This is a genomic window from Ruegeria sp. AI3 (assembly GCF_056541245.1).
This window is the reverse complement of the sequence record NZ_JBQFYA010000003.1, coordinates 316785-343156: the sequence shown is the minus strand read 5'-3', so window position 1 is coordinate 343156 and position 26372 is coordinate 316785. Positions and strand designations below refer to the sequence as shown.

The following is a 26372-nucleotide window of genomic DNA, read 5'->3' as shown; positions in this document are numbered from 1 at the left end:
TTCTGACCAGTAGCATTTACCGGATTCTAGCCAATGGGTAGAATGACTAAAGCGACTGATCCGAATAAGAACCAGAAAGCAGCTATCAGGTGGCCGACTATTCTATCTTCGTTTTGGGCGAAAGCCAGTTAACGGTTTCGGTCGCGCAAGGGCTGGACGGCCTCACCCAGGGCACCGGCATCCATCTGATTGGTGAAACAATTACGTTCGACACTCTAGCTGTTACAGAAGTCTTCATCACGGACGCAGGTTCAGACACGAGCTTTGCAGACAATGATGGCAATCAGCGCTTGGATGGCGACCAAACAATTGATGGGACCCTGTTTTCCAGTGGTACGCGGGTTGAGGCCGAATATGGCATTACCCTGACGGATGGAACCAATACCTACCAGGCTGTTGCCTTCAATGTGAATAACTCCTCCCCCGCCTTTGGTACAGTTGAAGGGATAGCATTCATCGGCGGCCCGGGCGAGTTTCCTCCGTCAGGTATCCCACTGACCGTCGTCAGCACGCAAGAGGGTCCGAGCTTTGAATCCTCAGATTATGTGAGCCCCATCTGCTATTGCCGCGGAACACTTATAGAGACCCCAGAGGGTGATATCCCGATTGAGAAGCTTCAGGTGGGCGACGTGGTCTGGACGAAAGATGACGGGCACCTGCCAATCACTTGGGTCGGATCACAAGATGTCATCGCGAGCGGCAGTTTTAGACCTGTCGAAATCCCCCCCGGCCCATTGCAAAATCCAATTGCAATAAGCGTTTCACAGCAACATCGCCTGCTGATCTCGCACCCTGCGGCTGAGCTTATGTTTGGGGCGCCGGACGTTTTTGTTCCTGCAATCAGCCTTGTTGATGTTGGCCTTGCCCGCTTCTCCGATGTACGCGCCGTTTGCTATCATCACATCTTGCTTGATCGACATAGCATCCTAAAAGCCAACGGGATTGAGTCAGAAAGCATGTTTGTTGCGAAAGCACCTCGGGACACAGAGCCAGAAGCTTTGTTTTTTCAGAATATCACCCCCCTAACGGCCGGGCCGATGCAGATCGCGCGAATGCCGCTAAGACGTCGTGAAGCCACGGTTTTGCTTTGTGAAGTCCTATGTATTGATCCCGAATCCACTTTGATTCATACTTCCGCGCAGATTGAGAGGGGCGCAAGATCCCTCCAAGCAGGCAAAAACGAGGCATGAGCATGAAACAGTTCCTCCTAATCGCATTTTGTGCGGCGTCGCTGACGACAGTGGCTCCGGTTGCGGACGCATCGCAGATCAAACGGGCGTGTTTGGCGTCGGATCGTCAGGCTGCGACGCGGGCGCGGTGTTCTTGTATCCAGCGCGTGGCGGATCAGGCGTTGACGCGCAGTGATCAGAAGACCGTCTCGAAATGGTTCACCGACCCCCATCAGGCGCAGCAATTGAAGATGTCTCAGACAGCACGCGATGACGCACTGTGGGATCGGTATCAGAACTTTGGCCAAATGGCGCAAGCGATCTGCAGCTAAGCCTTTCTGAAACCTTGACCTGATGCCCGCTGCGCCCCAGAAAAGGCGCAGCGAAAGGTGTATCTTATGGTGATGAAAGGGCTGACCCTGCGGGGCCTTGAGGTGTTTGAGGCGCTGGCCCGGACAGGATCGGTGGCGCAGGCGGCCGAGATCACGGGGCTCAGCCAGCCCTCGGTTTCTCAGCAATTGCGCAATCTGGAAAAGGCCATCGGCACCGATCTGGTGGACCACGGGCGCAGGCCGATGCGGTTGACGCAGGCTGGGCGCAGCTTTCTCACCCGCGCGCAGGCGGTTCTGTCAGAGCTGCAGATGGCTCAAAGCGAGCTTACCGTGATGGATCTTGGGCACCTCACGACGCTCTCGATCGGGTTAATTGACGATTTCGACAATGACCTGACACCGCGGCTTGCGACACTCCTGGCAGACAGCCTGACGCGCTCGAAATTCAAGCTGATCACCCTGCCCAGCCTTGATCTGTTTTCCGAGCTTGAAGCACAGCGCCTGCATATGGCCGTCTCAGCCCATAGCGGCGAGGTTTTGGAGGGGGTCGTAGAGTACCCTCTGGTGCAGGACCCCTTCATTCTGGTCGCGCCGAGCAGCGTCAGCAATGGAACCGAGGCCATCGAGAAACTGCCTTTCCTGCGATATGCGCGCGAGCAGCTGATCAGCCGACAGATCGAGGCCCATATCGCCCGACAACAGATAGAGTTCGAAGAGCGGTTCGAGATCGGCTCACACCTGGCCCTGATGGCGATGGTGGCGCGGGGCTTGGGCTGGGCGATCACTACACCGCTGGGATATATGCGCGCGGCCCGGTTCCACGAGGACCTGCAGGCCCATCCCTGCCCGCTTGGCGCGTTTTCGCGCACGATATCGCTGTTCACCCGCACCGACTGGTCCGATCAGGTTCCGCAAGAGGTTTCGGGCATGATGCGACGGCTGATGCAAAGCCAGATGATCGATCCAGCCATTGCCAAGCTGCCCTGGCTCAGCGGGCAATTGAAGGTGATGGACAGCTAGCCCTCAAGATGCGTAGCAAGCCCTTCAACTGCGGTTTCGATCAGATCCAGCGCGCCGTCGAAATCCCGCGTGTAGTACGGGTCAGGTACGTGATCCGCGCCGGCATGAGGCGCAAAATCAGTCAATAGACGCACTTGGGTCTGATTGCCGACCGGGCGCAGGGCCTCAATATTCGCGATGTTCTCGGCGTCCATTCCAACAATCAGGTCGAACCGCTCGAAATCCTCAACCACGAATTGCCGGGCCCGCAGATCGTCCAGCTTGATATCCCGCGCTTTTGCCGCGGATTGCATCGGGCCATAAGGCGGCTTGCCGATATGCCAGCCTGCCGTCCCGGCGCTGTCGGTTGCGTGATGGGGCGCACGAGCGCGAAAGGCACCCTCGGCCGCAGGAGACCGACAGATATTGCCCAGGCAAACAAAGAGGATACGATGTGTCATGGGCCAATCTGTAGCGCGTGAGGGGCATATGGAAAAGATCGTCATTCTGACCGGGGCCGGGATTTCCGCCGAAAGTGGCCTCAGCACCTTTCGCGATGAGGGCGGCCTATGGGCGCAACACCGGATCGAGGATGTGGCAACGCCCGAAGGTTTCGCCCGCGACCCCGCCTTGGTTCAGGGGTTCTACAACGCCCGCCGCGTGCAGGCCGCCAAGGTGGAACCCAACGCGGCGCATAAGGCGCTGGCCAAGCTGCAACGGGACTTTCCGGGGGACGTTGTGATCGTCACGCAGAATGTAGACGGGCTGCACGAGGCCGGCGGCGCGCAGGATGTGATCCACATGCACGGGAAACTATCCGGTGCACTCTGCGCATCCTGTGGCCACCGCTGGACAGCACCGCCTGAGATGGAAGTGGGAGAACCCTGTCCGTCCTGCAACGCCCCCACCGCACGCCCTGACGTGGTCTGGTTTGGCGAAATGCCCTATCATATGGAGGAGATTTTCGGTCACCTCGCCTCCGCCACGATCTTCGCTGCGATCGGCACATCAGGCCAAGTCTATCCGGCGGCAGCTTTTGTGCACGAAGCTGGAGCAGTTGGGGCGCGAACGATTGAGATCAATCTGGAGCCGACAGGCGGAGGTTTCGACGACCATCTTCTGGGCAAAGCGTCCGAATCTGTGCCAAAATGGGTTGATCGATTACTACAGATCCAAACCTAGTGCGAACGACAAGGCGGGACGACCCCACTCTATCTCAACAAGGTTTTTCAAGAGGCCGTAAAATGACCGACCAAAACCCACAAACCGGCGAGATTCTGGACGATGGCAGCATGACCGAGCGAGACAGGCTGAGCGCGCAACTCTCAAGCCTGTGGTGGACCTTCCTGATACGTGGGGTTCTGGCGGGTGCGGTTGGTATCGCTGCGCTTTTCTGGCCCTCGGGCAGCATCGCGCTGTTGCTACGACTGGTTGGGGCACTGTTGATCATCGACGGCGGGTTGACCCTGCTTGGGGTTGGGCGTCGCGGGCTGTTGGGCGGGGCTGCGATCGGCGCCGTTCTGATCGGCCTGGTCCTGCTGATCTGGCCGGAAGGCACCGTCAAGCTGGCCTTCTTCCTATTGGGCGCCTGGGCATTGATCATCGGCATCGGCTCGCTGGCCGCCTCACAACAAATTAATGAGCGCGACCCTCAACGCGGCTCGATGCGTGGGTCCGGGATCGCAGCCCTGATCATCGGACTGGTGCTGATGATATGGCCTGCCGTTGCGCTGATTGCGCTTGGATGGGCCATCGCCTTTTCAGCCCTTGCGATTGCAGCCGTGATGTTCTGGCTGGCCACCCGTCTGCACAACGCCAGCGACCGGGTCGGCATGAAAACCATCAATCGCTAAAGTGCCAACACCAGCCCAGGCACGCAAAAGGCCGAGCTTTGTGCCCGGCCTTACGCATGGATGACGGCCGCAATGCGGCCCGAAGACAGGCGTTCACCTAGTTCGAATGCGCCCCGTGGTTATCATGGCCATGCTTGTCCTGGCGCTCCAGATTAACCGGAATCTCAACCACGACCTCACCTGCATTTTCAAAAACCAGTGTGACCGGCAGCATCTCGCCTTGCTCAAACGGGTCTTTCAGACCCATGAACATAACGTGGGCGCCCCCGCGCTTGAGCGCAAAGCTCTCACCCGCCGGGATCACAAAACCTTCCTCGACATGCACCATCTTGGCCACGCCCGCATCGTCGATCATATGGGTATGAAGCTCTACTCGGGCCGATACGTCCGAAGTAGCGCTGATCAATCGATCATCGGTATCACTGGTGTTCTGTATCACCATAAAGGCCGCACCCGCCTTGGCCGCCTTACCAGACGACCTCGCATATGGGTCGTCTACAACGATGATATCGGCAGCGAGGGCTGGAACGGCCAATACGCAACCGGTCAGTGTTGCGAACAGAGTGGATTTGAGGGACATCGCGCCTCTCCTATTTCATTGGGTCTGACTTGTATCGAAAGGGAATCAGACCGTCACCGGAGGGGCCCGCGCCGGTTTACGCGGCAAAGGCAGCGCGATCAGGTTTTCATCGCGGCTGAGCGGTTGAGCGCCACCCATCAGCGGAGCATCCGGCACAACCGTAGGATACGGATGAACCGCCCCCAGCAGAGCCAAAGCATAGTCAGGACAATAGTGCGGAGGCGCTGTCGGCTGCCCGTCCGCATCCATATAGACGACAACGGGTCCTGTGCCCGTACACAGCACCATCTGGCCTACGGCGCGGTCAACTCCGCTCGAAACGGCCAATCCCTGCCCTGTCAGAACAACCAACAGGCACATCACAACAGGCAGGATTCGAGGCACGAAACGTTTCATTCGACCTCGATATAGGCCGCTGAGCAAACAGGCTTCAAGCGCCAAACCGTCGCGCCCGAAATCGCTTCAGTATTCCAGGCCGCGCCGCTTTACGGTTCCCTTTGTGAGGCTGGTATGAGACCGGTTCACCTGGCGCTGCATCCGAGAACATGCGGAAATTGTCTTACTTGCCAGCTTACTAAGCAAAAGAAAGAAATAAAAACTCTTAAATGACATTGGACAACACTCTTTGTTGATAAACCAATAATGGCAAAAATAGGGCGACCCGGTCTGTGAACAAGATCACTCAAGAGGATTTTGTTTCCTAAATCTTCACGGTTCTCACTAATCGTTTCCAAGCAAAAAAGCCCCGAACCACTTTGGTTCGAGGCTTTGAAATTCTAATAAGTGTAGGGACTTAGGCCGCGGCTTGTGCCTTGGCAATTTCCTTTTTCACTTTCAGAGCGTTTGCCGACAGCTCTTCGTCCTTGGCTTTCGCCAGGAACGCGTCCAGACCACCACGGTGGTCGACCGAGCGCAGAGCAGCCGCCGAGATGCGCAGCTTAACACCGCGACCCAGGGTCTCGGACCGCAAGGTGACGTCGTTCAGGTTCGGCAGAAAACGACGACGAGTTCTGTTTTTGGCGTGGCTGACATTGTTGCCAGTCATCGGGCCTTTTCCGGTCAGTTCGCAACGGCGCGACATGGTTTCTTCCTTTGTTTCTGGAGGCCCGGCAAAACGCCTGCGGCCAAATCACAAGGGGCACAACCCGAAGTCGCGCCCGAAAACTGGTTGGATGCGTGTAGTGGGAATCGCTGGAAGGGTCAAGACGCAGCGGACGGATTCTTTTCCGAAACCTCTTGCAACGGAACGGCCCACCGGACCGTGCCTACGGCGTGAGTATTTTTGAAAAGATGAAAGTGTCATCAGATCAGGCTCGCCAGCATTTTCTCGGCCGCGGCGGCAGGGCTGAGGCGACCTTGAGACACTTCGGCATCAAGCTGCGCCATCTGCGCCTTGGCCTGCGCCGTTTCGAGGCGTGCAAGCAGCGAATGCCGCACCTCCTGATCGAACCAATAGCGGGCTTGCGCGGCGCGGTTGGATTGCCAGTGCCCTGCTTCGCGCCGCCAATCGGTCAAGCTCTGGATTTCAGCCCATGCTTTGTCCAGCCCATGTTCCTCAACCGCTGACACCGGCATGGCCTTCGGGAAACCTTCGGGGTCCTGAGGCCGCTTGCGCAACAGGCGCAGGGCTCCGGCGTAGTCGGCGCAAGTGCGGGTTGCGGTCGCTTTCAGGTCTCCGTCGGCCTTGTTGATCAGGATGATGTCGGCCATCTCCATGATACCGCGCTTCACGCCTTGCAACTCATCCCCACCTGCCGGGGCCAGCAGCAGCAGGAACAGGTCCGACAACTCCGAAACCACGGTTTCGGACTGACCGACGCCCACGGTTTCGATCAGGACGACGTCGTAGCCCGCTGCCTCGCACAGGGCGATGGCCTCGCGGGTGCGGCGGGCTACGCCGCCAAGGTGGCTCTGGCTGGGAGATGGCCGGATAAAGGCGTTTTTCTCGCGGCTCAAACGCTCCATCCGGGTTTTGTCGCCCAGAATGGAGCCGCCCGAACGAGCCGAACTGGGGTCGACGGCAAGAACTGCGACGCGCAGCCCCTGCCCGATCAGCATCATGCCAAAGCTTTCGATGAAGGTGGACTTGCCGACACCCGGCGTACCCGACAGGCCGATCCGCAGGGATTGCCGCCCGGAGTGCGCCAGATGGGCCAGCAACTCGGTCGCTTGCGCCCGGTGATCTTCGCGCTGGCTTTCGACCAAGGTAATCGCACGCGCCAAGGCCCGACGCTCGCCCTGCAATATCCTATCGCCCAAGTCAGCTATGTCCATCCGTCCGGTCCCTCTAGAATCCGCCATAGATGAATGTGCGACGCGTGGTTTGTCCAGAGGCCCCGCGGGATTAACTGCGCTGCTTCTGGACGTCGGGTCCTGCTTTGGCGATAAGGCCGCATGAGCCGTTTGCCGATAGATGACACCCTTCCGGACTTGCTGGAGGCCTTGAGAACCCATGGTCGCGCCGTGCTGCAGGCCCCGCCGGGTGCGGGCAAGACGACGCGGGTGCCTCTGGCGATGCTAGAGGCCGGACTTTGCGCCGGTCGGATCGTGATGCTCGAACCCCGGCGGCTGGCCGCCCGCGCCGCAGCCGAACGTATGGCCGAAACGCTGGGCGAACGCGCCGGGCAAACGGTAGGTTACCGCGTCCGAGGCGATGCGAAAGTGTCGAAATCCACCCGGATCGAGGTGGTCACCGAAGGCATCCTGACCCGCATGTTGCAATCCGAACCGGACCTGCCCGGCGTCGGAGCGGTGATTTTCGATGAGTTCCACGAACGCTCTCTGAACGCCGATCTGGGGCTGGCCCTGTGTCTTGAGGTAACCGGAGCCCTGCGGGACGACCTGATCCTGCTGGTCATGTCCGCAACGTTGGATGCAGACCCTGTGGGGAGGTTGATGGAGGCGCCGCTGGTGACCTCGGAAGGTCGCAGCTATCCGGTTGAAACGCGATGGTTAGAAAAACCACTTGGGGCGCAGGCCCGGCGCCTGGACGCGCTGATTGATCTGGTCGCAAAAGCCGAACGGGACAGCCGCGCCATCGGCGGCTGTATCCTCGTGTTCCTTCCTGGCGAGGGTGAGATTCGCCGCGCCGAAACTGCGCTGATTGGGCGATTGCCAAAAGATTGTGTTGTGCGCCCTCTCTTTGGGGCCATGCCCTTTGCCGCCCAGCGCGCGGCGATTGCACCGGTTGAAAGCGGACGGAAGGTGGTGCTGGCAACCTCGATTGCCGAAACCTCGCTGACGATCCCCGATATCCGCGTCGTGGTCGATATGGGACAGGCACGGCGGGCACGGTTCGATCCCGGCTCGGGCATGTCGCGGCTGGTGACGGAACGAGTCACGCGCGCCGAAGCAACCCAGCGCGCAGGCCGGGCGGGCCGGGTTTCAGACGGGCTGTGCTATCGGTTGTGGTCGAAGGGCGAAGAGGGCGCCTTGGCCGCATACCCGCCTGCCGAGATTGAAGCCGCCGACCTGACCGGGCTGGCGCTGGAACTGTCGCTATGGGGGGCCGAGGCCGGTGATCTGGCATTTCTGACGGCTCCGCCCGAGGGCGCTCTGGCTGAGGCGCAGGCGCTGCTGACTCTACTGGGCGCGCTGGATGGCAAGGGGCGGATCACGGATCATGGCCGCGCGCTGGCCGCCCTGCCCCTGCATCCCCGCTTGGGTCATATGCTGGTGATGGCGGGGGCGCAGGCAGCCCCTCTGGCCGCACTGATGGCGGAACGTGACCCGCTAAAGGGCGCTCCGGTTGACCTATCCTTGCGGCTTGAGGCACTGCGCGACGCCCGTGCGTTTCAGCGCAACCGAGTTTGGCAGGTCAATATGGGCGTGTTGGACCGGGTCAAGGCCGAGGCCAAACGGCTGCGAGCGCAGGCCGGATCTGTGGCTGAAAACCTCAGCCCCGCCTCAATGGCCGCGCTAGCCTACCCCGACCGAATTGGTCAAAGGCGCAAGGGCGAGGCACCGCGCTATGTGCTGTCCGGTGGCAAAGGCGTTGTGCTGGACAACGACGACACGCTGGCCGGCGCGTCCTATTTGGTGGTCATAGATACGGACGGCAATCCGCGCGAGGCAAAGGCGCGCATGGCTGTACAAATCAGCGACGACGAAGTCCGAGACCTGTTTGCAGATCAGATCGGATGGGAGACCACCTGCGCTTGGTCAAAACGCGACCGACGGGTCATTGCACGGCGGCAAGAACGCCTCGGCGCAATCACGCTAGAGGACCGGATCTGGAAAGACGTTCCCGAAGACGCGATCGCCCGTGCCATGTTGGACGGCGTGCGCGATCTGGGGCTGCGGTTGGAGGGAGCAGCCGCCCGGCTGGCCGCACGGGTCGAACTGGTGCGTGCCGATGGGGTCGACCTGCCCGACTTCTCGGGCCAAGGGCTGATCGAAACAGTGGAAGATTGGCTGCTGCCGATGCTCTCGGGCGTGCGCAGTGCAGAGGACTGGAAGCGCTTTGACCTGCTGCCCGCGCTGCGGGCCCGTTTGGACTGGGCGCAGACGCAAGAGCTGGACCGCCGTGCGCCGGGATCCTTCGTCACCCCACTTGGCCGCAAGGTTCCCATCGACTACGGCGGCAATGCGCCTGAAATCTCGGTGCGCCTGCAAGAGCTGTTCGGTGTCACGCGCCATCCGGTGGTGGGAGGCACACCGCTGAAGATCACCCTGCTGTCCCCAGCACAGCGCCCGATTCAGATTACCCGCGACCTGCCGGGGTTCTGGGCTGGCTCTTACGCGGATGTGCGCAAGGACATGCGCGCGCAATACCCCAAACACCCTTGGCCCGAAGATCCAACACTGGCCGATCCGACGTTGCGGGCCAAACGAAGGCCCGGCTGAGGCATCACCAAGCACCGAATTTTGCCGAATTACCCCAAATTGCGACAAAATTGCCGCCAAACCCCTTAGAAAAGACGTTTTTTCGGGGTTTCGTTGCATTCATCTATTCCGACGACTATCTGAACATGCATTGAGGTAAGATGTTTTCCGAGCGGCAGAACAATGAAAGCGCAGTTGCAGAGAATCTGGGATGAGGTCGGACGACCCATGATACAGCGACCCAAGCGCGTGCAGGTGGCCGCCCTCTGTACGCGTCAGACCAAATCGGGCCACGAGGTTCTTTTGGTGACCAGCCGCGACACCGGGCGCTGGATCATTCCCAAAGGCTGGCCGATCGACGGGTTGGACGGTGCCGGAACTGCCCTGCAAGAGGCCTGGGAAGAGGCTGGCGTTCGCGAGGCCAAAGCCAAAAAAGAGCCGGTGGGTCATTTCACCTATGACAAAGTCCTCAAAGACGGCTCGGTCGAGGCGGTGTTGACCAGCGTGTATCATCTGCGCGTGACGAAACTGCTGGATGACTTCCCCGAAGCAGATCAGCGTCAGCGGAGCTGGGTGACGCCGAAGATTGCCGCTGAACGTGTGGATGAGCCTGAACTCAAGGCCCTTCTAAGGCATCTTTAAAGGTCAAGTGGCGTCATGGTTGCCCTCAGGTCGTTAAACCTGTAGGGACCGGCGTCAATCTTTTTGGACCTTATCACACCCATGTCGAACACGAACTCCAAACCGCGCTGGAAAGCGCTGGACAGCGACCTGCATCGCATCTCGCGGGTCGAGACAGCAAATGCGCATGTCGCCCGCCCCTTGCTGGCGCCGGGCATCGCTCTGGCCTTCATGGCACTGGCCGGGCTGACGGCGGCGGTTCTGTTCGGACAGGCGGATGGCGGCGTGATCGTCGTCGCAGCGGCCGCGTTCGGGGCCTATATGGCAATCAATATCGGCGCCAACGACGTTGCCAACAACATGGGCCCGGCCGTTGGTGCAAATGCCCTGACCATGGGGGGCGCGATTGCCATCGCGGCCATTGCCGAAAGCGCAGGCGCGTTGCTGGCGGGTGGGGATGTGGTCTCAACCATCTCCAAGGGGATCATTGATCCGGCCTCAGTTCAGAACAGCAATGTGTTCATCTGGGCGATGATGGCGGCGCTCATCTCCTCGGCCATGTGGGTCAATCTTGCGACTTGGCTGGGCGCGCCTGTTTCGACCACCCATTCTGTCGTAGGCGGAGTCATGGGTGCTGGCGTCGCTGCGGCAGGGCTGAGCGCGGTCAGCTGGGGCACCATGGGGGCGATCGCGGCCAGCTGGGTGATCTCTCCGGTTCTGGGCGGCGTGATTGCGGCTTTGTTTTTGGCGCTGATCAAAGCCAAAATCCAATATCAGGACGACAAGATTGCAGCCGCGCAGCGCTGGGTGCCCATCCTCGTGGGGCTGATGGCCGGTGCGTTCGCCACCTATCTGGCGGTGAAGGGGCTGAAGAAAATCGTTGCGATTGATCTGAACACTGCCGTTCTGATCGGTTTGGCCGCCGGTCTGCTGGCATGGGCCGTGACGGTGCCTTGGGTGCGTCGCCGCGCGCAAGGGCTGGAGAACCGCACGCGGTCGCTGAAGACTCTGTTCGGGTTGCCTCTGGTAATTTCTGCGACCTTCCTCAGCTTTGCGCATGGGGCCAATGACGTGGCGAATGCGGTCGGCCCTCTGGCCGCTATCGTGCACGCAGCCGAGTTCGGAGATTTTGCCGCCAAAGTCACCATTCCCACATGGGTCATGGTGATCGGAGCCTTCGGGATTTCATTCGGTCTGTTCCTTTTCGGGCCTAAACTGATCCGAATGGTGGGCAGTCAGATCACCAAGCTGAACCCGATGCGCGCCTTCTGCGTCGCGCTGTCTGCGGCTATCACCGTGATCCTGGCCAGTTGGTTGGGACTGCCGGTCAGCTCGACCCACATCACCGTGGGCGCCGTTTTTGGCGTTGGCTTCTATCGTGAATGGCATTCCGACCGACGCTGGGCACACTCCAACCGCCAACGCCCGCCCGAGCAGCGACTGGCACGGGAAGAGCATCAGCGGCGCAAGCTGGTTCGCCGCTCGCATTTCATGACGATCGTGGCCGCTTGGGTGGTGACCGTTCCGGCAGCGGCTGTGTTGTCCGCCGTGATATTCTGGATGCTGACCGCATTTGGGTAAGCTGGGGATTTGCGAGGCTCTGCCTCGCGCTCCGGGATATTTTTAGCCAGATGAAGAGCGGATCAGGGTCTGATCTGAGCAGGCCGCATGGGTTCTGTGGGGGTTGCACGGATCAATTCGGCAACCCGGCTGTTTATCGGGGTTGGTCTGTTTAGGGACTCGCCTAGGCGGATGATTTCGCCTTGCAGGCTGTCGATTTCCGTGGGGCGGCCGGCGCTGAGGTCATAGGCCATCGAGGTTCGCGCACTGGGGTCGATGGTCAGCATTTTAGACGCGATGCGCTTGAACAGAGGTGTCGGCAGGCGCAGGACATGCGGCGTCATCCACGCGGGCAGCGGCGTGGTCGAGGTAACCGGGTGACCGGCGGCTTTAAGAACTGAAAGCGCCTCGGTCATCTGATCTGCCATCAGGCGACGCCAATTGCGGTCCGTCAGTTGTTCGACCAACGTAAGGCCAGATAGGGCATTCAGCGCGTTGTTGAGGTTGATGACGAGCTTGCCCCATTGAACGGCCTCGATCTCGTCGCTCTCGGTGATTGGAAGCCGGGCGCTGGTCAGCTGTTCGGCCAAGGACCCGGGCCCCGCTTGGATGACAATGTCCCCGGACGTGGCACGGTGATAGGTGGCCGGTCGGTTTGGAACCACGTTGAAAGGCACCATCCCCGCGCGAACATCGTGGTTAGGCAATGCCGCGCGCAGGGTTCGGGCGTTCTCCATCCCGTTTTGCCACGAAAGGACCGGAGCCGACTGCGAAGCGTGCGCAGCGATCAGTGCCGCTATGTCTTCGGTTGCGCCTGATTTCACTGTGACGACGATCAGATCGGCTTCGGCCAAACAGCTGGGATCTGTGCTGAGCGTCAGAGATGTGTCCGGAATCGTAAGAGTGAGACCCGAGAAATCGGTGACCGTCAGCCCCTGCTCTCGGATCGGGTCCAAGACGCGGGCGCGGCCCAGCAGAGTAACCATATGCCCAGCATCAGCCAACAGCGCGCCGCAATAGCAGCCGATACTACCCGCACCTGCAATGACGATCTTCATGGTGATCCCTCCGTTGCCGGAAGGATCACCGGGTTGGCGTGTCGGGGCAAGCCCAGAGCGGGGTAACGTGGCGTTCAGCGGGCCAGTCTGGGTTTGGTGCGCTCCAGTTCCGGCGAGATTGGAATGAACTCCTGATCATCGCCGGGCGGCAGGTGGAAGGCTCCGTTCGCCCAGTCGGCGTTCTTCCATTCGCGCGTCGCGTGCTCGATCTTTTCCTTCGACGAGGACACGAAATTCCACCAGATATAGCGCTCTTCGTTGAGGGTCGCGCCGCCGAGCAACATAAGCCGCGCGCCCATCGGCCCGGCCGTGACCGAGAGCTTGTCGCCCGGACGGAAAACCATCATGCGCCCTGCCTCGAATTTGTCGCCCGCAATCTCGACTGAGCCTTCGGTGACATAGACGCCCCGATCCTCATGGTCGTCCGGCAGCGGGAACGAGGCACCAGGGTCCAGTTGGACATCCAGATAGAATGTCTCGGACAGCATGGTGACCGGGCTTGTCTCACCATAGGCCGAGCCGAGGATCAGGCGGGCGCTGACGCCTTTGTCCTGAATATGGGGCAGCGCGCCTTGTTTGTGATGCTCAAAATCCGGTGCCATATCCTCATGCGCTTCGGGCAAGGCGATCCAGGTCTGGATCCCGAATAGCTTGTTTTCGCGGACGCGCGTCTCAGCACTTGTGCGTTCAGAGTGGGTCACGCCGCGACCGGCGACCATCCAGTTGACCTCACCGGGGTAGATCATTTGGTGGGTGCCCAGACTGTCCCGATGTTCGAACTCGCCCTGATACAGATAGGTCACCGTCCCCAGCCCGATGTGAGGATGCGGGCGGACATCTATGCCGCCTTCGGTGATGAACTCGGCTGGACCCATCTGATCGAAGAGTTTTATTCGAAAAATGATTTGGGTCCTATCAAATGATCATGGATCAGCGGTTGCCAAGGCGAAGCACAGCCTTCCCGAGTAGCCCGTGAGTACCTTGCAGGTTATTCCCTAGTGATCCAAAGGGGCCACGGGGGATAGCGGGAAGGGTCGCGCAATGATGTACTACTCAGATTTTTTTCTCGTTTTTTAGGCGCATCAAACACAAGAAATGCCACCGTCTTGAAAAGGTTGGGGATCAGAAATACCGTGAGAGGAGGATTACACTGTTTTCAAAAGCACATGAGGTTACCACATGCGTCCTCTAAGTTGTTTGGTTACTGTGGCATTTGTCTTCTGCCCGACGGCTGACGCTAAGCCGCACTTTGAAGATGGGGAGAAGGGCCATTTACTGGCCTGCAGTTTTTATGAGTTCTACGAGCTTGAAGTCAACGGAGTAAGGTTTCACTGCCCTGAATACTCACATCCCTATCAGTGGGAGAAACCGTGGGAATGGCCGCAGGACACAGATTTCGACAACCCCTTCATTGAAGGTGAACTCGAAAACCTTCTTGAAGACCTTGAACCCATGGACTTGGAAAGCCCGATTGTCCCAGAATTTGATTAGTGGCGTCTAACATTGCGAAGAGGAAGTATTCCGGACATGAACTGTGGTAAAATTCTAACAACCGTAAACGGACTGATGCTGCTTATCTTTCAGCCTGTGGCTGCTCAAGAAGTAGATTTATCCGAATTGTTGAAAGAGAAAGTGTTTCAACACAATGAATTCGTGACTGATATGAACTTTGGCCAAAAATACTCTTGCAACAGACTTGGAGAACTCAGGGATGGTTCAAGAGTATTTACTTCCGATCAGGGAAGGAGAGGCGAGAGGGTTCACGCTATGCCCTGTACAGTCTACTTTAAAGACGTAAAGTCTGTAGGCGGCAACATCGAAGAACAGAAAACAAGTCAGGCTGGAATTCCTAGCGAAATCGTTGAAGACGAACGCTCCTGGGTGAACTGCTTGAACGATCCACTGCCTGTTAACGAGCAGATGTCGTTGAAAATTTCGCAAGGAACAACATTTTCAAATTCGACAGTTATCCAAACAGGGAAGAAGTCCACCATATCTGGACAGCTAGGTATTCCGCTTGGAAAGAAGGGGCCAACAATTGGCTTACAAGCTGGTCAGGCACTTAGCTTTTCCCGTACCGATACAGACCAGAGTGGAACGAGCAACACAAGAGATGAAACAATCGCCAGGACCGTCAACGTGATTGTACCTCCTCGCACAGTGCATACGGTCAAATTGAGAACAAAACGAAGCAATGGATACGTTGATATTTCAGGAGCGATTGTTGTTGACGCGGATGTTGAAATCTATGGCGTGGATCCTAGTACGGACGAAATAATCCCCGCAACGAGAATTGTTGCCGGCGATCTCAAACGCTTCCTTCCATCAGAAGACTTGCGAACGATCCAAGTGAAAGGGCAACTGCACAACACGACGATGTCGAACGTCCAAAGAGTTGATAGCTCACGCCCTGCTACCTCATCGGATTGTAATTGAACTGTTGTCAAAAAATGCCTGCCGATAGTGGATTGCTATTGGCAGTCCGTGCTTTGCAAGACTAGCAAGCGTCCTCAGCGTTGTGCAACCCCGCGCAAACCCTGAGCATCCCTTGGGGGTTCCTTTCCTGTCTCCTTGCGCCATCTTATCTACAGAGCCAAAGGAGTACACCCCATGTCTTGGAACCCTGCGCTAGACCCCCACTGCCCCACAGGTGACGCCGTGGACGCCATTGAGACCGTCATAATCCCCCGCGCCCGCGATCTGGGCGGCTTCGAGGTACGCCGCGCCCTACCCGCGCCGAAGCGCCAGATGGTCGGTAGCTTTATCTTTTTCGATCAAATGGGACCCGCAGAGTTCTTGCCCACCAAAGGCATGGACGTACGCCCTCACCCGCACATTGGTTTGGCGACTATCAGCTACCTGTATCGCGGTCGGATGCACCACCGGGATAGCCTCGGGACAGACTCATGGATCGAACCGGGTGCAGTCAATTGGATGGTTGCTGGACGAGGCATCACCCACTCTGAGAGAACCGACGATGAAACCCAAGTGGACCCTATGCCATTCTTTGGCATCCAAACCTGGGTTGCTCTACCAAAGGATCACGAAGACCGAGACCCTACCTTTGAACACGCCCCTGCTGATGCTCTGCCGGTGATGGAAGGTGAAGGCAAGGAGGTGCGCCTGATCCTCGGGAACGCCTACGGGGAACGTGCGCCGGTTAAGACGCCTGCGGAGATGTTCTACGCTGACGCTGTGCTACAAGCGAGTGCCAGCATTCCACTGCCGGATGACCACGAGGATCGCGGGGTGTACGTCGTGGATGGCTCGGTGGAGGTCTCCGGGGATACCTTTGAAGCGGGTCAAATGATGGTCTTCCGTCCCGGTGACCGGGTGTCGATGAAAGCCGGTGAGAGAGGCGCACGGGTGATGCTGTTGGGTGGCGAGACGCTTGAGGGACCCCGGCATATCTGGTGGAACTTCGTGGCGTCATCCAAGGAGCGCATTGAGGAAGCTAAAGAGGCTTGGCGGGCCGAGGCTTGGGAAAGCAATCCTCGGTTCCATCTTCCGCCCGGTGATGATCAGGAGTTCATTCCACTGCCGAAACGGTAAACGCGGGGCGAGTGTTATCCAAATAAGGTAAAGCCGCTGGCGCTGTCTTGATGGCTTTATTGACGTCACTTCTATAACGCGACTGCTGTTTGCTGTATTATGAGGTCCTCGCATTGGGAGGTGACAATGATTGAAGGTCAGACATTAGAAGAAACAAAAACTGGGTACGCAGACATTGCATTCAATAGGTCTGGACAAGCTTGGGCAATTGCATCGAATGAAAGCCCTTCTGACACATATTTTTTATCAGAGTACTACGGTAGGTGGACGAGAGTTCCGCTACCCAAAAAAGAAAAAGGGCGTTATGGCCCAAAACGTATTTCAATTGACGACGCCGGTAACTGCTGGACAATCGCGGCCAAGAATAACGTGCATTTCTTTGATCAAAGCAAAGGTGGTTGGATAAGGGTATTGGAATCACCGGGGGGCGACAAAGTGGATCTCAGTGCTAATGCCCAAACGCCTGATATTGCCGCCGCCCGTACAGGAAACGGTGTTGTTACTACCGGAGCCTCTGTAGCGGAGGGAAAAGGCAAAGGCTATGAGATCAGGTCATCCCTTTCTGGTGTGTGGGAGAATTTGAAGGGTTGGTATCTAGATGTATCGCCACATTTTGTTGGAAACCACATCTGGGCCATTACTCGCGAAGGTCTCGTTCGATTTTTTGATGCTAGTGAGAGACGGTGGTTTGCAATACCGCTTGTGGACCCAATTAGCTCCAAGGAATATCTCGCAAAAAGCGTTGCTTGCTCAGACAACGCCACCTATGTCCTGACCCAAAACCAGCGAAGGGTTTGGGTGCGTGACTCTGGTGGCAACAACTCTATGCACGATGCCAGATACATAGCTGGGGATTTTCCCATCCGATTGAACACAGCACCGCAGAACAAAGGTGTAACTACACTTTATGGAACCGATGGTGGGTTTTCGAAATTTTTTGACCCAACCCTGTAGAAAGAATTGTGCAGATATCCGATGTCGTTCGTCGAGGTGTGGACCATCTCAAGATCAAAGAGGAAGGAGCCAATGCGGCTCCCTCCAAGTTCTCTCAACGTCACTCTCTAAGCAAATCCTCAAATGTCCTGCGTTTCACCCGCACAGTTCCACCCCCGGTATTCACCGGGAACAACTCACGGTTACACCGGACCTGTGCCTACATAACCTGCCAAAACAGCATCCGTCGGTTGGCTGCTTCTACTGACGAATGGAAAGACCTACCGGCAGTAACCTGCCCGTCTCAACCGAGACTTAGCCGCAGATGTTTCCAAGTGCCTATATCGCCCACCCGAGTACCTCGCGCAATCCAGAGCATGCCCCGCAGCAATCACTGCAGCACCAATGTCTTGTCCGTCCGCGTAACAGACACCGACCCACCGATCATGGGTGCGCTCGCCATTGAGACTGCACTCGATGTTCTTGCCGCGTAGGAAGTTCACCATCCAGCGCTTGGCATCCTGACCAGAACGAGTGCCAAGCTCCGGCGCATCCACGCCGTTCAAACGGACCGGAGTGCCATCGACAACGATCGTGTCCGCGTCGCGTACTTGGAGGCCACCAGCGGCAGCAGTAGTGGCGAAAAATGCCAAGGCAATTGTTAGCTTCTTGAACAAGGCGAAGTCCTCGGTGTCTCGTGTTAATCGATAATTTGGGTCGCTATGCGGGTATCCACGAGTTCGTCCTCGATAAGCGCATAGATTTCCTCGGGTGGTGTGTTCAGTGAGAACAGCATCAGTGACGGGTCCACACCCAGGTCGATGAGGTGCTGCATCGTCTCTCCTTGCCCCTTCTGGATGCTCTCTACCGCGAAGACGACAGGTATTAAGCGAGGTTGGTCGTAGTAGTGCTGATGCATACCTACAATGCCGCGAAGAGAGACGACGCGTTCCTCACCGCCTGCAAGGATGTAAGGACATGACGATACGCACATTGAGCCAGCTAGAACGGCTGTAGAAAGCTCAGCACCTCTCACCTGCTTACCAATGGACAGTGCCTCAGAAACTACTCCTCCCGGGCTGTGGAGAGCCACTAGGTCGGGCTTCTCCTGCATGTCGGACAGGTACGAAGCGAAGCGGGCCGAGTCGTCCACCTCTATCTGGCCGCTAAGAAGAAGTATTCTCCCCATTCCTTCGACTTCCTGAACTGAAAAGTCCAATCGGTTTGGAAAAGCCTCTGGCACGGGTACGTCCAGAGGTCCGTCCTGCGGCACAAGTGACGGATCGCTACGATCAGTGCGATACTCTCGACGTTGATCGCCGGGGGATATCGGGCCAGTCGGAAGTTCAACACGCTCCTTGAACGGGCTGGGCATTACACCAAGTACGTCCGACGCTATCAGAACGCCCGCAATCGCGAGCTGAAGGATCAGTACGTAGCGCAGCCCAGAACGAGGATCGAGACGACTTAGTAAGTTCATCACGTTTCATCTTTTTGTGGAGTGGCGCGGTTGAGGATAGCTGCGTCGGCCACGCCCATTGTCGCCTCTACGTCCTTCATGGCATTCATTGCGGCTCTAAGGTCAGAAAGCGTCAGAGTATCCTCAATGCTCATGCCGTCCTTACCACTGCGGATTGCGGCTTGTGTGATAGCCAGCACAAACACCAACACGGCGGGCAACAAGTCGATGGCTATAGCTCCAGCCCAAGAAGGTACGAAGTTGTGGGCGTACTTGATCACCGCATCGGCGCTGGAAATCGGGTTATATGCCGTCTCGATGGGCGGCTCCATGTCCAACACCTCGTCAGCAGCGTTCTTGAGTGTCTTGCTGCGTTGGTCCAGCGCGTTCAAAACGGAGTTGATTGTGGACGATTGCGCGTCTCGTACGTCGGAACTGCGCCCATCAAGCTCTGGTAGTACGACCGACGATGGCAGGTCCTCAGCAGCACGAGCAACCAGTGGTGCCACGCTGTACTGGTTTAGGCGCGAGATAACACCCGCCAGCTTCACGCTTTCCTCGGAGAACTGAACCGAACGGCGATCCACTGGACCGGGGGCTACAGTAAGCTCGCGCATCTTTGCGAGGATTTCGTTGCCTTGTTGGAAGGCTTCCTCGATAGGTTCTTGCTGCGCCGCGATCTGCTCTTCAAGGTTTCGCAACTCCTCAGCTTTTTGTGTCAGCACACGAAACACGGCACCCCGACCGGCGGTTCCTGAGAGGTCTCCGGACTGCTCGAGTTCAGCCAGTTCTTCAAAACTCTGGCGGGCGCGTTCCACCTCGCGACCCAGCGCTTGGCCACTGAGGGCTATGTCGTGGGCTTGCTCGAGAGCAGCTTGGTAGTCACGAACAGTGTTCTCCAAGTGTTGTTCGACTGCCGCCGAGCCTGCGAGTGCGGCGGCGTTCAGCCAGCTAGACATGGCGATAATGGCGACCGAGCCAACAATCGTGGAGATCGTCAAACCAATGAAGCCACTAGCCGTACGCATTGAAGGCAGCAGACGGAGCATATAGCTCCAAAAGACGAATATGCCGACAGAGACCGCGATTGAGTACGCAACGGCTGCAAAAAAAGATACCGCACCGTTATCTTCGAGCAATGAGGACACACCGAGATAGGTGTAGATACCAGATGCGATGGCGAGGACACCCAAGGCTGCGGGGGTAAACGTGTCCAACCACGCGAGATGACCTTCTAGTTCCTTTGCGGTCCGAAGTCCCTTTGCTTCCTCAGCCGTCAAGCGATCCTTGTTCTCAGTCATATTTCAACATGCTCCACACTCATCACGCGATGTTCGTCACTTAATCATTTATTAAGACTTTTCACCCTGGGTTGCACATCTGGACGTTGCGAATGGATTGCTTGCGCGAAGCTGCCATTCCTATGTGAGTTTTCGCCAACTTGCATCACCAGCTCTAGAAGACGGGAAAAACATCAACCAACTGAAATTCCAGTTGCTATTCTGGGAGCGGCAATGAGCATAGATCAGATGCCTCGTTGTCACACGCGTGAATTCGCTCAGCGGGGTAAATCCGTCACATCTTCCTGAGTGAATATGAGGTGTCCCTAGCATATCAACCCGAACGTGTGCTTGGTTCGATCCTGATCCAGTGCGAAAAATTTGATTGACCTAACTCTTGGAGACCTAGCTCGTGGAATTATTGATAGTTTTGGGTTTGGTTTTGGCTATTGCTGTGTATTTGGCAATTCGCAGTAACAGGCCAGACGATACAACTACGTCGCCGAGTCAGTCAGGTGTGCATGAGAACCCTAGATTGGCTACGAACCAACGGCAGCGCACATCGCAGCCAGAGCGTTTTGATCCAGGCCATACGGTCCCGAAACCCGACGTAACGATCCTAGCGGGTTCAGCGTACGTTGTAGATGGCGATACACTGGTCATTAAAAAAACACAGGTTCGTCTGTTCGGCGTCGATGCTCCCGAGATGAACCATCCCTATGGCAAGAAGGCGAAATGGGCGCTCGTTTCGCTTTGCAAGGGTCAAAAAATTAGAGCCGAGGTGACCGAGCAAGACACCCACGGACGGACTGTTGCAAAGTGCTACCTTGAGGATGGCCGTGATCTATCCGCTGAAATGGTCAAACTTGGTCTAGCGATAGACTGGCCAAAATTCTCCGGTGGACAGTACCGGTCTATGGAAATGCCCGACGCTCGAAAGAAGCTGTGGCTGGCAAACGCGCGGCAAAACGGACATATGGGGCTGTGGAAGCAATACGACGCAAAGCAGGCCGCTCGGAAAGTGGACAACTGACAGTACATCCAAAGCCGTAGCTGATGTCGGGCAAGTAGGAGCGGCCAAAGGGTTCACCCTGAGCCGCTTAAAATCTGTGATTTGAGGTTTTTGGATTTGTCCACCGCCACCTTGAACTTTCAGGCATGGCTAGGTTACGGCTACGGGCGATTGCGCGAACTTCGGCGCTCATGACCGTGTGGGCATTGTTAAGGGCGCTTACCAGATCAGCCCGCTCCCAATGGCCGGGTCTAATCCACTGATCAGGATAAGCCGCCTCGATCTGGCGAGCTTCGGCGCGTACCTCACTGGCAACCTGCTTGATGCCCGCGAGAATAGAAAGGGTGCGCTGCCAGACCTCAGTGTCGTCGGCTAGTGGTCCCGGTGTGGGGTTGGTTTTGGATGTCATTCTATTGGGTCCTTGTTGTTGGTTGTGATGACGGTTCATCGAAGGTTGATAAGTCTGGCGATCTGGTCTGCCCGATGTACCGTAAGTTCACCTCGAGCGTTCTCAGCGATAGCCTTGGCGTAGAGCTGTCGAGCCGTGTCCGACGCTGTGGCCTCGACGTAGCCAATCGCGTCAGCAACCTTGTCTTCGGGCATGTTGAGTAATACGCGGGGGCTGACTTTGGGTTTCTTTGCGGTGATCTAGGGTTTGACATAGGGGTCAAACCCTAGAGCAAGCCGAGCAGCGTCCCGGCTCTGGTCGATCTCATCTTGGCAGCGACCGTTGAAGGCACGACCAGCGATCGTGAGGATGTGCTTGGCCTGGTCGAGCGTAAGGTCTTGGCGGTTAGCGCGGAGCTTTGCCTTCTTGATCATCGGCAGGATCGAGGGGTCGGGCATGCCGGACTTGGCGACGTGTTCAAGGAATAACCGTTCAAACTCTCTGGGTGTCAGTGAGGCAGGTTTGGGTTTGCCGAAGGTAGCCAAGAGTCTCTTGGCGTGTACCATCGGTCGCTTGGCCTGTGCGATCTGGTCGAGCAGTGCATCTCGGCGTTTACCTTTGCGGAGCTTACTGTTGTCGATGAAGTATTGGGTTGCCTTTTTGGCGGATGCAGGGACTGTCTCGAGGGACATATGCTAGGTTCCTTGATTGCGGTGGTGGTGCGAAAGCTGAGGACGTGAGAACGCCTCCTGTAACCCTCTGAGGAAACAGGATTTCTCAACCACAATTTTCTGATTTTCCGTGGGGATGGGGGATTGTACGTTTCGCCGGGAAACGCGGATTTTAGCGATGGCTTCTCACTGCATCTCAGTACGGGCGAAACGTGGCAAAGCTGTTCGGCGAAGCGCGACCGCTTCGAGTTCTTCCTCGATAATCTCGTCGAGGTACTCGGCGCCACTCGCTAGATGAACCAGCGCTTCCTGAGATTGGGAGTAGCCGATGGCAAGCGACCACCTCCAGTCTGTCATCGTCTGTCGATGGACAAGCGCGGCAATTGCGTAACCCACCTCGCTGCCTGAGGGTAACTCTGAGGCGATCCGCTTGAGGAGTTGAATGCGGGGCAGCAGGTCTTTGACATAGCGCCTTTGGTTTGATCTCTTGTTTATCTCAGCGCGTTCCTCGGGGGTCTTCCGGTGATACCCGGCTTTCCGAGCGCAGTTTTTATGACAGTAGATCGCGCTGCGTTGCTTGTGAGATGGAATTGGTCCTGCGCAATGGCGGCAGCTACGAGTTTCGTCGGGTGTTTCGGTTTGGTTTTCCATTGGGTCAGCTTTCTTGTGGTTGTTTTTGAGCGTCAGTAAGCGCCTTGTGTCATTGCCTCGGTTCGGTCGAGACGTTCTTCGAGTTCAGCTTCTGCGGCTTCGGCTTGCTCGTGTTGTTGATGGGCATATTTCTCGAGGTCCTCATCGATCTCGAGAGGTACACCGAGTGTATCCGCAAGTTTCTGATAGAGCGCCTCGAGTGCGTCACGCTGGGCAGTTGTGAGGGTCTGGGAGAACTTGCCGGCCTCCCGATCTCGCCCCCCCACTACGCCGATCTGGATATGGCTTCTGGTGAAGTTTTCGCGACCGACTGCACCACGCCTCAGGGGGTGCCTACAGAGTTCGACCGTGCCATCGACCAACACCAAGTAGTGCCAGCCAATACCGAGCCGACCAGTCTTGGCGTGTTCGACGTCGATCATCGCTGCGTCAATTCGCGGATCGGGCGGGTGATGGGTGTACCTGACAAATAAGCTGGTGGTCTTCTCGCGGGGCAACGTAGCGAACAGCGTTGTTCGTAGGTAAGTGTCGGCTCTCTTGATCCTGAGCATCGGCCTTGGTTCCTTTCTTCACACGTTCTGCCCATGCTTTGAGTTCACTGAGCGTCAACTGCCCGGCCCCTGTTGGTGAACGACCGTCTTCAATCAGATCGACGGTTGCATAGAAGTACTCGGGGTCGGAGCAGGTGCGGGGTTGGATACGGTTCAGGACCAGATCGATATCTGTGTCCCAAACCATGTCGGTTAAGCTGGTCATGTTCTTGTCATTCATTCGGGTGACCCCGAGAGGTGACCCACAGTTATCCTCGCAGTTCACCCTCGGGCGTCACTGGTCTGGGCTGGGGTCGAACCTGTCGGGGTCGTGGTTGGCAATGGTAGCAAGCCATCACCGATCGGAAGGTCAGTGACCAAGTTGCTTACGGATATGCTGCGCAAACTCGGCCCAAGCAATCCCATCGGCACGGCCTGCCGCGCGGTCCACCGCGAACTGGCGAACGCAGCGTTCGACACCGGTGTGGGCTTCAGATGCCTGCTTCAAGAAGTCGAAGCCATCTTGCCCCAATTCCTGCAGTGCGCTCTGGGTTGCGGCCTCGGTGATCGCGCTTTGGACATTCGAGAACATCGCGCGGGTATCGCCGGGTACATCGATCTCAGATACCGACCCGTCAGCCAGACCGCGCATGGTTTCGGCGGCTTGGTCGATGGTCATGCCAGACATGGCAATCTGGCCGAACGCTGCTTCATATGTCTGAGCCTCGCCCATCGACATAATGCTATCATCAAGCGAGGCGTTGAGACCATCGATCACGGAGTCGAACTCAGCGTGGCCTGTTTCGCTACCTTTGGGTTCTTCGGGCGTCTCGACTACCGCCGAACTATGTTCCTGCGCTGCCCTTTGAGCCGCGCCAATCGACAGTCCTTCATCAAAGACGGCGTCGAGCAATCCTAGTTCTTTAGCCTGGGCGACCTTCATTGACATCCCTTGTACGTTGATCACGTCGCTGTCTTTGAGATCGCTTTGTGAGTGAACATCGCGCTGCGTGTTCTTGGTGTCGCGGACGGTGACGCCCCCGCTCACGTAGTCTGCACTTGAAGCATATGATTTGGAGGATGGCATTGTTTGTGCGGTGGCATCGCCGCCACCGAGGGTTACTCTTTCAACCATGTTTCTTGTGTCCTTTGAAATGGGTTGGTTATCGAAGACCGAGTTCGATCTCGGCCAACTCTTGCGGTGTTGGTGGGTTTGGGTTTTCGATTAGGGGCAGGCTAGTGATCGCCTTGTCCTCATCGAGAGACATCAGGTGGACGGGGCATAGTTGAGCCAGTGCGTCCAGCGCGTAGCCTTTTAGCCGGAGGCGGGTGAACGCCATGGCCAGACGCAGCTTGGTTTCCTCGTCGATCTCGCGCTCGTGGAGTTGGGATAAAGATGAGACCAGCCCATCGCGGCTTACAAGCTCGAGCCATGCTACGCCGACGGCGCTTTTCTTGACCTTGGTGGCCATCTTTCGTGTCCTTTTCGGTTTTGCGTTGCTGCGTTCATCGAGTTTTGCCTCGAGGATCGCGACCTTGTTCTTCCATCGAGCGAGCGTCTCTTCAGCCTTGATAGCCTCGCGTTGTTCATGGGTGAGTTCGGCCTGCCCAATCCCATGAGCGTCGGCACAGGAAGGACAGTTGTATTCATCGCCGAACGGAGCCGGGAACTTCACAGCGCACGAGATGCAAGACTTGTAGTTGATCCTGCGGTTCTCAGAGATGCACCGGTCGCACCTCGATGCTTTTGGCTTGTGGGTTTCAAACTCGACACCACACGCGTTGCAGGTCTTGAGGTACATCTGCCGGGGTGGCTTCTTGGTTTTCGCTCTACGCTGCGGTGGGGGCATGTTGGGTGTTCCTTATGTGTCAAATAACCAACTTGGGTCTGGCATCCTGGGTGCTTTCAGTACCGCGTTGGATTTTGGCAGGGGTGAAGGTCGGGCTGTCAGATCAGAGACGGGGTCGAGGCCCTCAGGCCATTCACCGGAGATCAGACCAGAGGAACGACGGATTGCCTTGTGGTATCGAAAGGGTACCGCTGAGGACCTCGGCAAGACGTGATCGAACAGGCTATCTCCGAGGAAGTCGGTACGCATTGAGCGCAGTGGTACGGAGACCGGTGGATGAGCATCACCAGAGGCTAGGAGACGACCGTACGTGGTGATTATGAATGCCGATAGGTCTTTGTCCGTTCGACGTAGACCGAGCTTCTCAGCGGCCTTGAGGGTATGTGTACCGATAATGGTAAAGTCAGCGTAGTTCAGACGGTATTTCGAGTATCGAACATCGCCGGTCAGCACCTCATCCTTCTGACCGGGCGGAACACAAAGACCTTGGCGACCCATGAACGTGCCACCAGCAAGGAAGACGTTGTAGCGATGACCAGTATCGAGGAACTCCCGAGCGAGCGTGTAGTGGACGAAAGCCCTGACGATAACTGACGGGTTCGGTTCATACCGTCTACCGACCAATAGATGCGGCAACCTTGCCCTTGCCCGACCGTATTTCAGCGGAGCCATTCTGTACGTTGGGCGATCATCCCATTCACCGACCCGATGGCGAGCTCCTCGGGCAAAACGAACGGCCCCGGCGATCTCTGAGGGTGTCGGCTTGATGTGCTTGAAGATCGACCGGGCGACTGTGTTGATCGCACCACCTGCAATGTAGCCACCGAGGGGAACGCCCCGGTTCTTAACGACCGACTGGCAGCGGGAACACAGCCCCCATCGCTGCGGTAGCCGTTGTCTGATCTCATAGGCTGACAATGGGTTGTCGCATGTAGCAGAGGCACAGACGCCTTGGAGATTGGTGGTCATGACGGCCTCATTGGGTTGTACGTTCGGGGTTACTGAGGGTGTCCCTGCGATACAGTCGGAAAGAACAGAAACGCCCTCTTC

The 26372-nt window shown here is 57.4% G+C and carries 30 protein-coding genes and 1 pseudogene; 13 read left to right on the top strand and 18 right to left on the bottom strand.

The window, feature by feature from the left end:
* Window positions 1–89 precede the first annotated feature (89 nt).
* The 3 genes from ACRZ95_RS07695 to ACRZ95_RS07685 all read left to right on the top strand — a co-directional run bounded on the left by ACRZ95_RS07695 (window position 90) and on the right by ACRZ95_RS07685 (window position 2521).
* Complete coding sequence (locus ACRZ95_RS07695) at window positions 90–1190, top strand: Hint domain-containing protein (RefSeq protein ID WP_170677155.1); 1101 nt, start codon at window positions 90–92, stop codon at window positions 1188–1190.
* Between the two features lie 2 nt (window positions 1191–1192).
* The gene (locus ACRZ95_RS07690) at window positions 1193–1501 is read left to right on the top strand and encodes a hypothetical protein (protein ID WP_170660004.1); all 309 of its coding nucleotides are present in this window, start codon (window positions 1193–1195) and stop codon (window positions 1499–1501) included.
* 66 nt (window positions 1502–1567) lie between these two features.
* Entirely contained in the window at window positions 1568–2521 is a 954-nt protein-coding gene (locus ACRZ95_RS07685) for a LysR family transcriptional regulator (RefSeq protein ID WP_170554570.1), read from the top strand.
* On the opposite strand, the gene ACRZ95_RS07680 is transcribed toward ACRZ95_RS07685, so the two are convergent.
* Window positions 2518–2961 carry a low molecular weight protein-tyrosine-phosphatase gene (locus ACRZ95_RS07680; RefSeq protein WP_170377955.1) on the bottom strand — a complete coding sequence of 148 codons (444 nt, stop codon included), beginning with the start codon at window positions 2959–2961 and terminating at the stop codon, window positions 2518–2520. The genes ACRZ95_RS07685 and ACRZ95_RS07680 overlap by 4 nt on opposite strands.
* Window positions 2962–2989: 28 nt before the next feature.
* On the opposite strand from ACRZ95_RS07680, the gene ACRZ95_RS07675 reads away from it, so the two are divergent.
* Window positions 2990–3682, top strand: a complete 693-nt coding sequence (locus ACRZ95_RS07675; RefSeq protein ID WP_170677306.1) for an NAD-dependent deacylase — start codon at window positions 2990–2992, stop codon at window positions 3680–3682.
* Between the two features lie 62 nt (window positions 3683–3744).
* Window positions 3745–4353 (top strand): DUF308 domain-containing protein, encoded by a 609-nt coding sequence (locus tag ACRZ95_RS07670; RefSeq protein ID WP_170677153.1) that lies wholly within the window; start codon window positions 3745–3747, stop codon window positions 4351–4353.
* 97 nt (window positions 4354–4450) lie between these two features.
* Here ACRZ95_RS07670 and ACRZ95_RS07665 read toward each other — a convergent pair whose 3' ends face one another.
* The 4 genes from ACRZ95_RS07665 to meaB all read right to left on the bottom strand — a co-directional run bounded on the left by ACRZ95_RS07665 (window position 4451) and on the right by meaB (window position 7207).
* Entirely contained in the window at window positions 4451–4933 is a 483-nt protein-coding gene (locus ACRZ95_RS07665) for a copper chaperone PCu(A)C (RefSeq protein WP_170677151.1), read from the bottom strand.
* A gap of 45 nt (window positions 4934–4978) precedes the next feature.
* The gene (locus ACRZ95_RS07660) at window positions 4979–5329 is read right to left on the bottom strand and encodes a glycosyltransferase family protein (RefSeq protein ID WP_170677149.1); all 351 of its coding nucleotides are present in this window, start codon (window positions 5327–5329) and stop codon (window positions 4979–4981) included.
* Between the two features lie 397 nt (window positions 5330–5726).
* Window positions 5727–6014, bottom strand: a complete 288-nt coding sequence (gene rpmB, locus ACRZ95_RS07655; protein WP_170677148.1) for a 50S ribosomal protein L28 — start codon at window positions 6012–6014, stop codon at window positions 5727–5729.
* 221 nt (window positions 6015–6235) lie between these two features.
* Entirely contained in the window at window positions 6236–7207 is a 972-nt protein-coding gene (meaB, locus tag ACRZ95_RS07650) for a methylmalonyl Co-A mutase-associated GTPase MeaB (protein WP_170677146.1), read from the bottom strand.
* A gap of 120 nt (window positions 7208–7327) precedes the next feature.
* On the opposite strand from meaB, the gene hrpB reads away from it, so the two are divergent.
* The 3 genes from hrpB to ACRZ95_RS07635 all read left to right on the top strand — a co-directional run bounded on the left by hrpB (window position 7328) and on the right by ACRZ95_RS07635 (window position 11959).
* Entirely contained in the window at window positions 7328–9778 is a 2451-nt protein-coding gene (gene hrpB / locus ACRZ95_RS07645) for an ATP-dependent helicase HrpB (protein ID WP_170677144.1), read from the top strand.
* A 162-nt stretch (window positions 9779–9940) separates the two neighbouring features.
* Window positions 9941–10399, top strand: coding sequence for an NUDIX hydrolase (locus ACRZ95_RS07640; protein ID WP_170640323.1), 459 nt, complete (start codon window positions 9941–9943; stop codon window positions 10397–10399).
* An 81-nt stretch (window positions 10400–10480) separates the two neighbouring features.
* Window positions 10481–11959 carry an inorganic phosphate transporter gene (locus tag ACRZ95_RS07635; RefSeq protein WP_170677142.1) on the top strand — a complete coding sequence of 493 codons (1479 nt, stop codon included), beginning with the start codon at window positions 10481–10483 and terminating at the stop codon, window positions 11957–11959.
* A gap of 62 nt (window positions 11960–12021) precedes the next feature.
* On the opposite strand, the gene ACRZ95_RS07630 is transcribed toward ACRZ95_RS07635, so the two are convergent.
* Window positions 12022–12996 carry a 2-dehydropantoate 2-reductase gene (locus tag ACRZ95_RS07630; RefSeq protein WP_170677140.1) on the bottom strand — a complete coding sequence of 325 codons (975 nt, stop codon included), beginning with the start codon at window positions 12994–12996 and terminating at the stop codon, window positions 12022–12024.
* A 74-nt stretch (window positions 12997–13070) separates the two neighbouring features.
* Window positions 13071–13883, bottom strand: a pseudogene (locus tag ACRZ95_RS07625) (pirin family protein); the annotation flags it as partial.
* A gap of 292 nt (window positions 13884–14175) precedes the next feature.
* Here ACRZ95_RS07625 and ACRZ95_RS07620 point away from each other — a divergent pair.
* From ACRZ95_RS07620 to ACRZ95_RS07605, 4 genes are all read left to right on the top strand, one after another.
* Window positions 14176–14487, top strand: a complete 312-nt coding sequence (locus tag ACRZ95_RS07620) for a hypothetical protein (RefSeq protein ID WP_170677138.1) — start codon at window positions 14176–14178, stop codon at window positions 14485–14487.
* A 36-nt stretch (window positions 14488–14523) separates the two neighbouring features.
* A complete protein-coding gene (locus tag ACRZ95_RS07615; RefSeq protein ID WP_170677136.1) occupies window positions 14524–15432 on the top strand; it encodes a hypothetical protein in 909 nt (302 codons plus the stop codon).
* Between the two features lie 174 nt (window positions 15433–15606).
* Window positions 15607–16548 (top strand): pirin family protein, encoded by a 942-nt coding sequence (locus ACRZ95_RS07610; RefSeq protein WP_170677134.1) that lies wholly within the window; start codon window positions 15607–15609, stop codon window positions 16546–16548.
* A gap of 126 nt (window positions 16549–16674) precedes the next feature.
* Entirely contained in the window at window positions 16675–17502 is an 828-nt protein-coding gene (locus tag ACRZ95_RS07605) for a hypothetical protein (protein WP_170677132.1), read from the top strand.
* A 260-nt stretch (window positions 17503–17762) separates the two neighbouring features.
* Here the strand turns inward: ACRZ95_RS07605 and ACRZ95_RS07600 are convergent, their stop codons facing one another.
* From ACRZ95_RS07600 to ACRZ95_RS07590, 3 genes are read right to left on the bottom strand one after another with little or no spacing between them, the layout of a single operon-like run.
* Window positions 17763–18158 carry a thermonuclease family protein gene (locus ACRZ95_RS07600; RefSeq protein ID WP_170677130.1) on the bottom strand — a complete coding sequence of 132 codons (396 nt, stop codon included), beginning with the start codon at window positions 18156–18158 and terminating at the stop codon, window positions 17763–17765.
* Window positions 18159–18181: 23 nt separating this feature from the next.
* Entirely contained in the window at window positions 18182–18961 is a 780-nt protein-coding gene (locus tag ACRZ95_RS07595) for a Clp protease/crotonase-like domain-containing protein (RefSeq protein ID WP_170677128.1), read from the bottom strand.
* A complete protein-coding gene (locus ACRZ95_RS07590; RefSeq protein ID WP_152457318.1) occupies window positions 18961–20241 on the bottom strand; it encodes a hypothetical protein in 1281 nt (426 codons plus the stop codon). Before ACRZ95_RS07590 ends, ACRZ95_RS07595 begins: the two co-directional genes overlap by 1 nt.
* Before the next feature lie 391 nt (window positions 20242–20632).
* Between ACRZ95_RS07590 and ACRZ95_RS07585 the strand changes: the two genes are divergently transcribed.
* Window positions 20633–21253: a thermonuclease family protein gene (locus tag ACRZ95_RS07585; protein ID WP_170677126.1), complete on the top strand. Its 621-nt coding sequence runs from the start codon at window positions 20633–20635 to the stop codon at window positions 21251–21253.
* 67 nt (window positions 21254–21320) lie between these two features.
* Here the strand turns inward: ACRZ95_RS07585 and ACRZ95_RS07580 are convergent, their stop codons facing one another.
* From ACRZ95_RS07580 to ACRZ95_RS07545, 8 genes are all read right to left on the bottom strand, one after another.
* Window positions 21321–21641, bottom strand: a complete 321-nt coding sequence (locus ACRZ95_RS07580; protein ID WP_170677124.1) for a hypothetical protein — start codon at window positions 21639–21641, stop codon at window positions 21321–21323.
* 239 nt (window positions 21642–21880) lie between these two features.
* Window positions 21881–22312, bottom strand: a complete 432-nt coding sequence (locus tag ACRZ95_RS07575; RefSeq protein ID WP_170677122.1) for a hypothetical protein — start codon at window positions 22310–22312, stop codon at window positions 21881–21883.
* Between the two features lie 165 nt (window positions 22313–22477).
* Entirely contained in the window at window positions 22478–22942 is a 465-nt protein-coding gene (locus ACRZ95_RS07570) for a hypothetical protein (RefSeq protein ID WP_170677120.1), read from the bottom strand.
* Window positions 22943–22974: 32 nt separating this feature from the next.
* A complete protein-coding gene (locus tag ACRZ95_RS07565) occupies window positions 22975–23364 on the bottom strand; it encodes a peptidoglycan recognition protein family protein (RefSeq protein ID WP_170677118.1) in 390 nt (129 codons plus the stop codon).
* A gap of 7 nt (window positions 23365–23371) precedes the next feature.
* Window positions 23372–23698: a hypothetical protein gene (locus tag ACRZ95_RS07560; RefSeq protein ID WP_170677116.1), complete on the bottom strand. Its 327-nt coding sequence runs from the start codon at window positions 23696–23698 to the stop codon at window positions 23372–23374.
* A gap of 144 nt (window positions 23699–23842) precedes the next feature.
* Entirely contained in the window at window positions 23843–24607 is a 765-nt protein-coding gene (locus ACRZ95_RS07555; RefSeq protein ID WP_170677114.1) for a hypothetical protein, read from the bottom strand.
* Window positions 24608–24635: 28 nt separating this feature from the next.
* On the bottom strand, window positions 24636–25322 hold the full coding sequence (locus ACRZ95_RS07550; protein ID WP_170677112.1) for a hypothetical protein: 687 nt from the start codon (window positions 25320–25322) through the stop codon (window positions 24636–24638).
* A 12-nt stretch (window positions 25323–25334) separates the two neighbouring features.
* The gene (locus ACRZ95_RS07545; protein ID WP_170677110.1) at window positions 25335–26291 is read right to left on the bottom strand and encodes a hypothetical protein; all 957 of its coding nucleotides are present in this window, start codon (window positions 26289–26291) and stop codon (window positions 25335–25337) included.
* Window positions 26292–26372 lie beyond the last annotated feature (81 nt).

Excerpts from the sequence above, each read along its gene's own strand:
- ACRZ95_RS07665 (WP_170677151.1), bottom strand. The coding sequence starts at position 4,933 with ATGTCCCTCAAATCCACTCTGTTCGCAACACTGACCGGTTGCGTATTG.
- ACRZ95_RS07580 (WP_170677124.1), bottom strand. The coding sequence starts at position 21,641 with ATGACATCCAAAACCAACCCCACACCGGGACCACTAGCCGACGACACT.
- ACRZ95_RS07685 (WP_170554570.1), top strand. The coding sequence starts at position 1,568 with ATGGTGATGAAAGGGCTGACCCTGCGGGGCCTTGAGGTGTTTGAGGCG.
- ACRZ95_RS07635 (WP_170677142.1), top strand. The coding sequence starts at position 10,481 with ATGTCGAACACGAACTCCAAACCGCGCTGGAAAGCGCTGGACAGCGAC.
- ACRZ95_RS07545 (WP_170677110.1), bottom strand. The coding sequence starts at position 26,291 with ATGACCACCAATCTCCAAGGCGTCTGTGCCTCTGCTACATGCGACAAC.
- ACRZ95_RS07670 (WP_170677153.1), top strand. The coding sequence starts at position 3,745 with ATGACCGACCAAAACCCACAAACCGGCGAGATTCTGGACGATGGCAGC.
- ACRZ95_RS07595 (WP_170677128.1), bottom strand. The coding sequence starts at position 18,961 with ATGAACTTACTAAGTCGTCTCGATCCTCGTTCTGGGCTGCGCTACGTA.
- ACRZ95_RS07590 (WP_152457318.1), bottom strand. The coding sequence starts at position 20,241 with ATGACTGAGAACAAGGATCGCTTGACGGCTGAGGAAGCAAAGGGACTT.
- ACRZ95_RS07690 (WP_170660004.1), top strand. The coding sequence starts at position 1,193 with ATGAAACAGTTCCTCCTAATCGCATTTTGTGCGGCGTCGCTGACGACA.
- ACRZ95_RS07610 (WP_170677134.1), top strand. The coding sequence starts at position 15,607 with ATGTCTTGGAACCCTGCGCTAGACCCCCACTGCCCCACAGGTGACGCC.
- rpmB (WP_170677148.1), bottom strand. The coding sequence starts at position 6,014 with ATGTCGCGCCGTTGCGAACTGACCGGAAAAGGCCCGATGACTGGCAAC.
- ACRZ95_RS07680 (WP_170377955.1), bottom strand. The coding sequence starts at position 2,961 with ATGACACATCGTATCCTCTTTGTTTGCCTGGGCAATATCTGTCGGTCT.
- ACRZ95_RS07630 (WP_170677140.1), bottom strand. The coding sequence starts at position 12,996 with ATGAAGATCGTCATTGCAGGTGCGGGTAGTATCGGCTGCTATTGCGGC.
- hrpB (WP_170677144.1), top strand. The coding sequence starts at position 7,328 with ATGAGCCGTTTGCCGATAGATGACACCCTTCCGGACTTGCTGGAGGCC.
- ACRZ95_RS07555 (WP_170677114.1), bottom strand. The coding sequence starts at position 24,607 with ATGGTTGAAAGAGTAACCCTCGGTGGCGGCGATGCCACCGCACAAACA.
- ACRZ95_RS07620 (WP_170677138.1), top strand. The coding sequence starts at position 14,176 with ATGCGTCCTCTAAGTTGTTTGGTTACTGTGGCATTTGTCTTCTGCCCG.
- ACRZ95_RS07570 (WP_170677120.1), bottom strand. The coding sequence starts at position 22,942 with ATGGAAAACCAAACCGAAACACCCGACGAAACTCGTAGCTGCCGCCAT.
- ACRZ95_RS07575 (WP_170677122.1), bottom strand. The coding sequence starts at position 22,312 with ATGTCCCTCGAGACAGTCCCTGCATCCGCCAAAAAGGCAACCCAATAC.
- ACRZ95_RS07550 (WP_170677112.1), bottom strand. The coding sequence starts at position 25,322 with ATGCCCCCACCGCAGCGTAGAGCGAAAACCAAGAAGCCACCCCGGCAG.
- ACRZ95_RS07675 (WP_170677306.1), top strand. The coding sequence starts at position 2,990 with ATGGAAAAGATCGTCATTCTGACCGGGGCCGGGATTTCCGCCGAAAGT.
- ACRZ95_RS07640 (WP_170640323.1), top strand. The coding sequence starts at position 9,941 with ATGAAAGCGCAGTTGCAGAGAATCTGGGATGAGGTCGGACGACCCATG.
- ACRZ95_RS07565 (WP_170677118.1), bottom strand. The coding sequence starts at position 23,364 with ATGATCGACGTCGAACACGCCAAGACTGGTCGGCTCGGTATTGGCTGG.
- ACRZ95_RS07560 (WP_170677116.1), bottom strand. The coding sequence starts at position 23,698 with ATGACCAGCTTAACCGACATGGTTTGGGACACAGATATCGATCTGGTC.
- ACRZ95_RS07615 (WP_170677136.1), top strand. The coding sequence starts at position 14,524 with ATGAACTGTGGTAAAATTCTAACAACCGTAAACGGACTGATGCTGCTT.
- ACRZ95_RS07660 (WP_170677149.1), bottom strand. The coding sequence starts at position 5,329 with ATGAAACGTTTCGTGCCTCGAATCCTGCCTGTTGTGATGTGCCTGTTG.
- meaB (WP_170677146.1), bottom strand. The coding sequence starts at position 7,207 with ATGGACATAGCTGACTTGGGCGATAGGATATTGCAGGGCGAGCGTCGG.
- ACRZ95_RS07605 (WP_170677132.1), top strand. The coding sequence starts at position 16,675 with ATGATTGAAGGTCAGACATTAGAAGAAACAAAAACTGGGTACGCAGAC.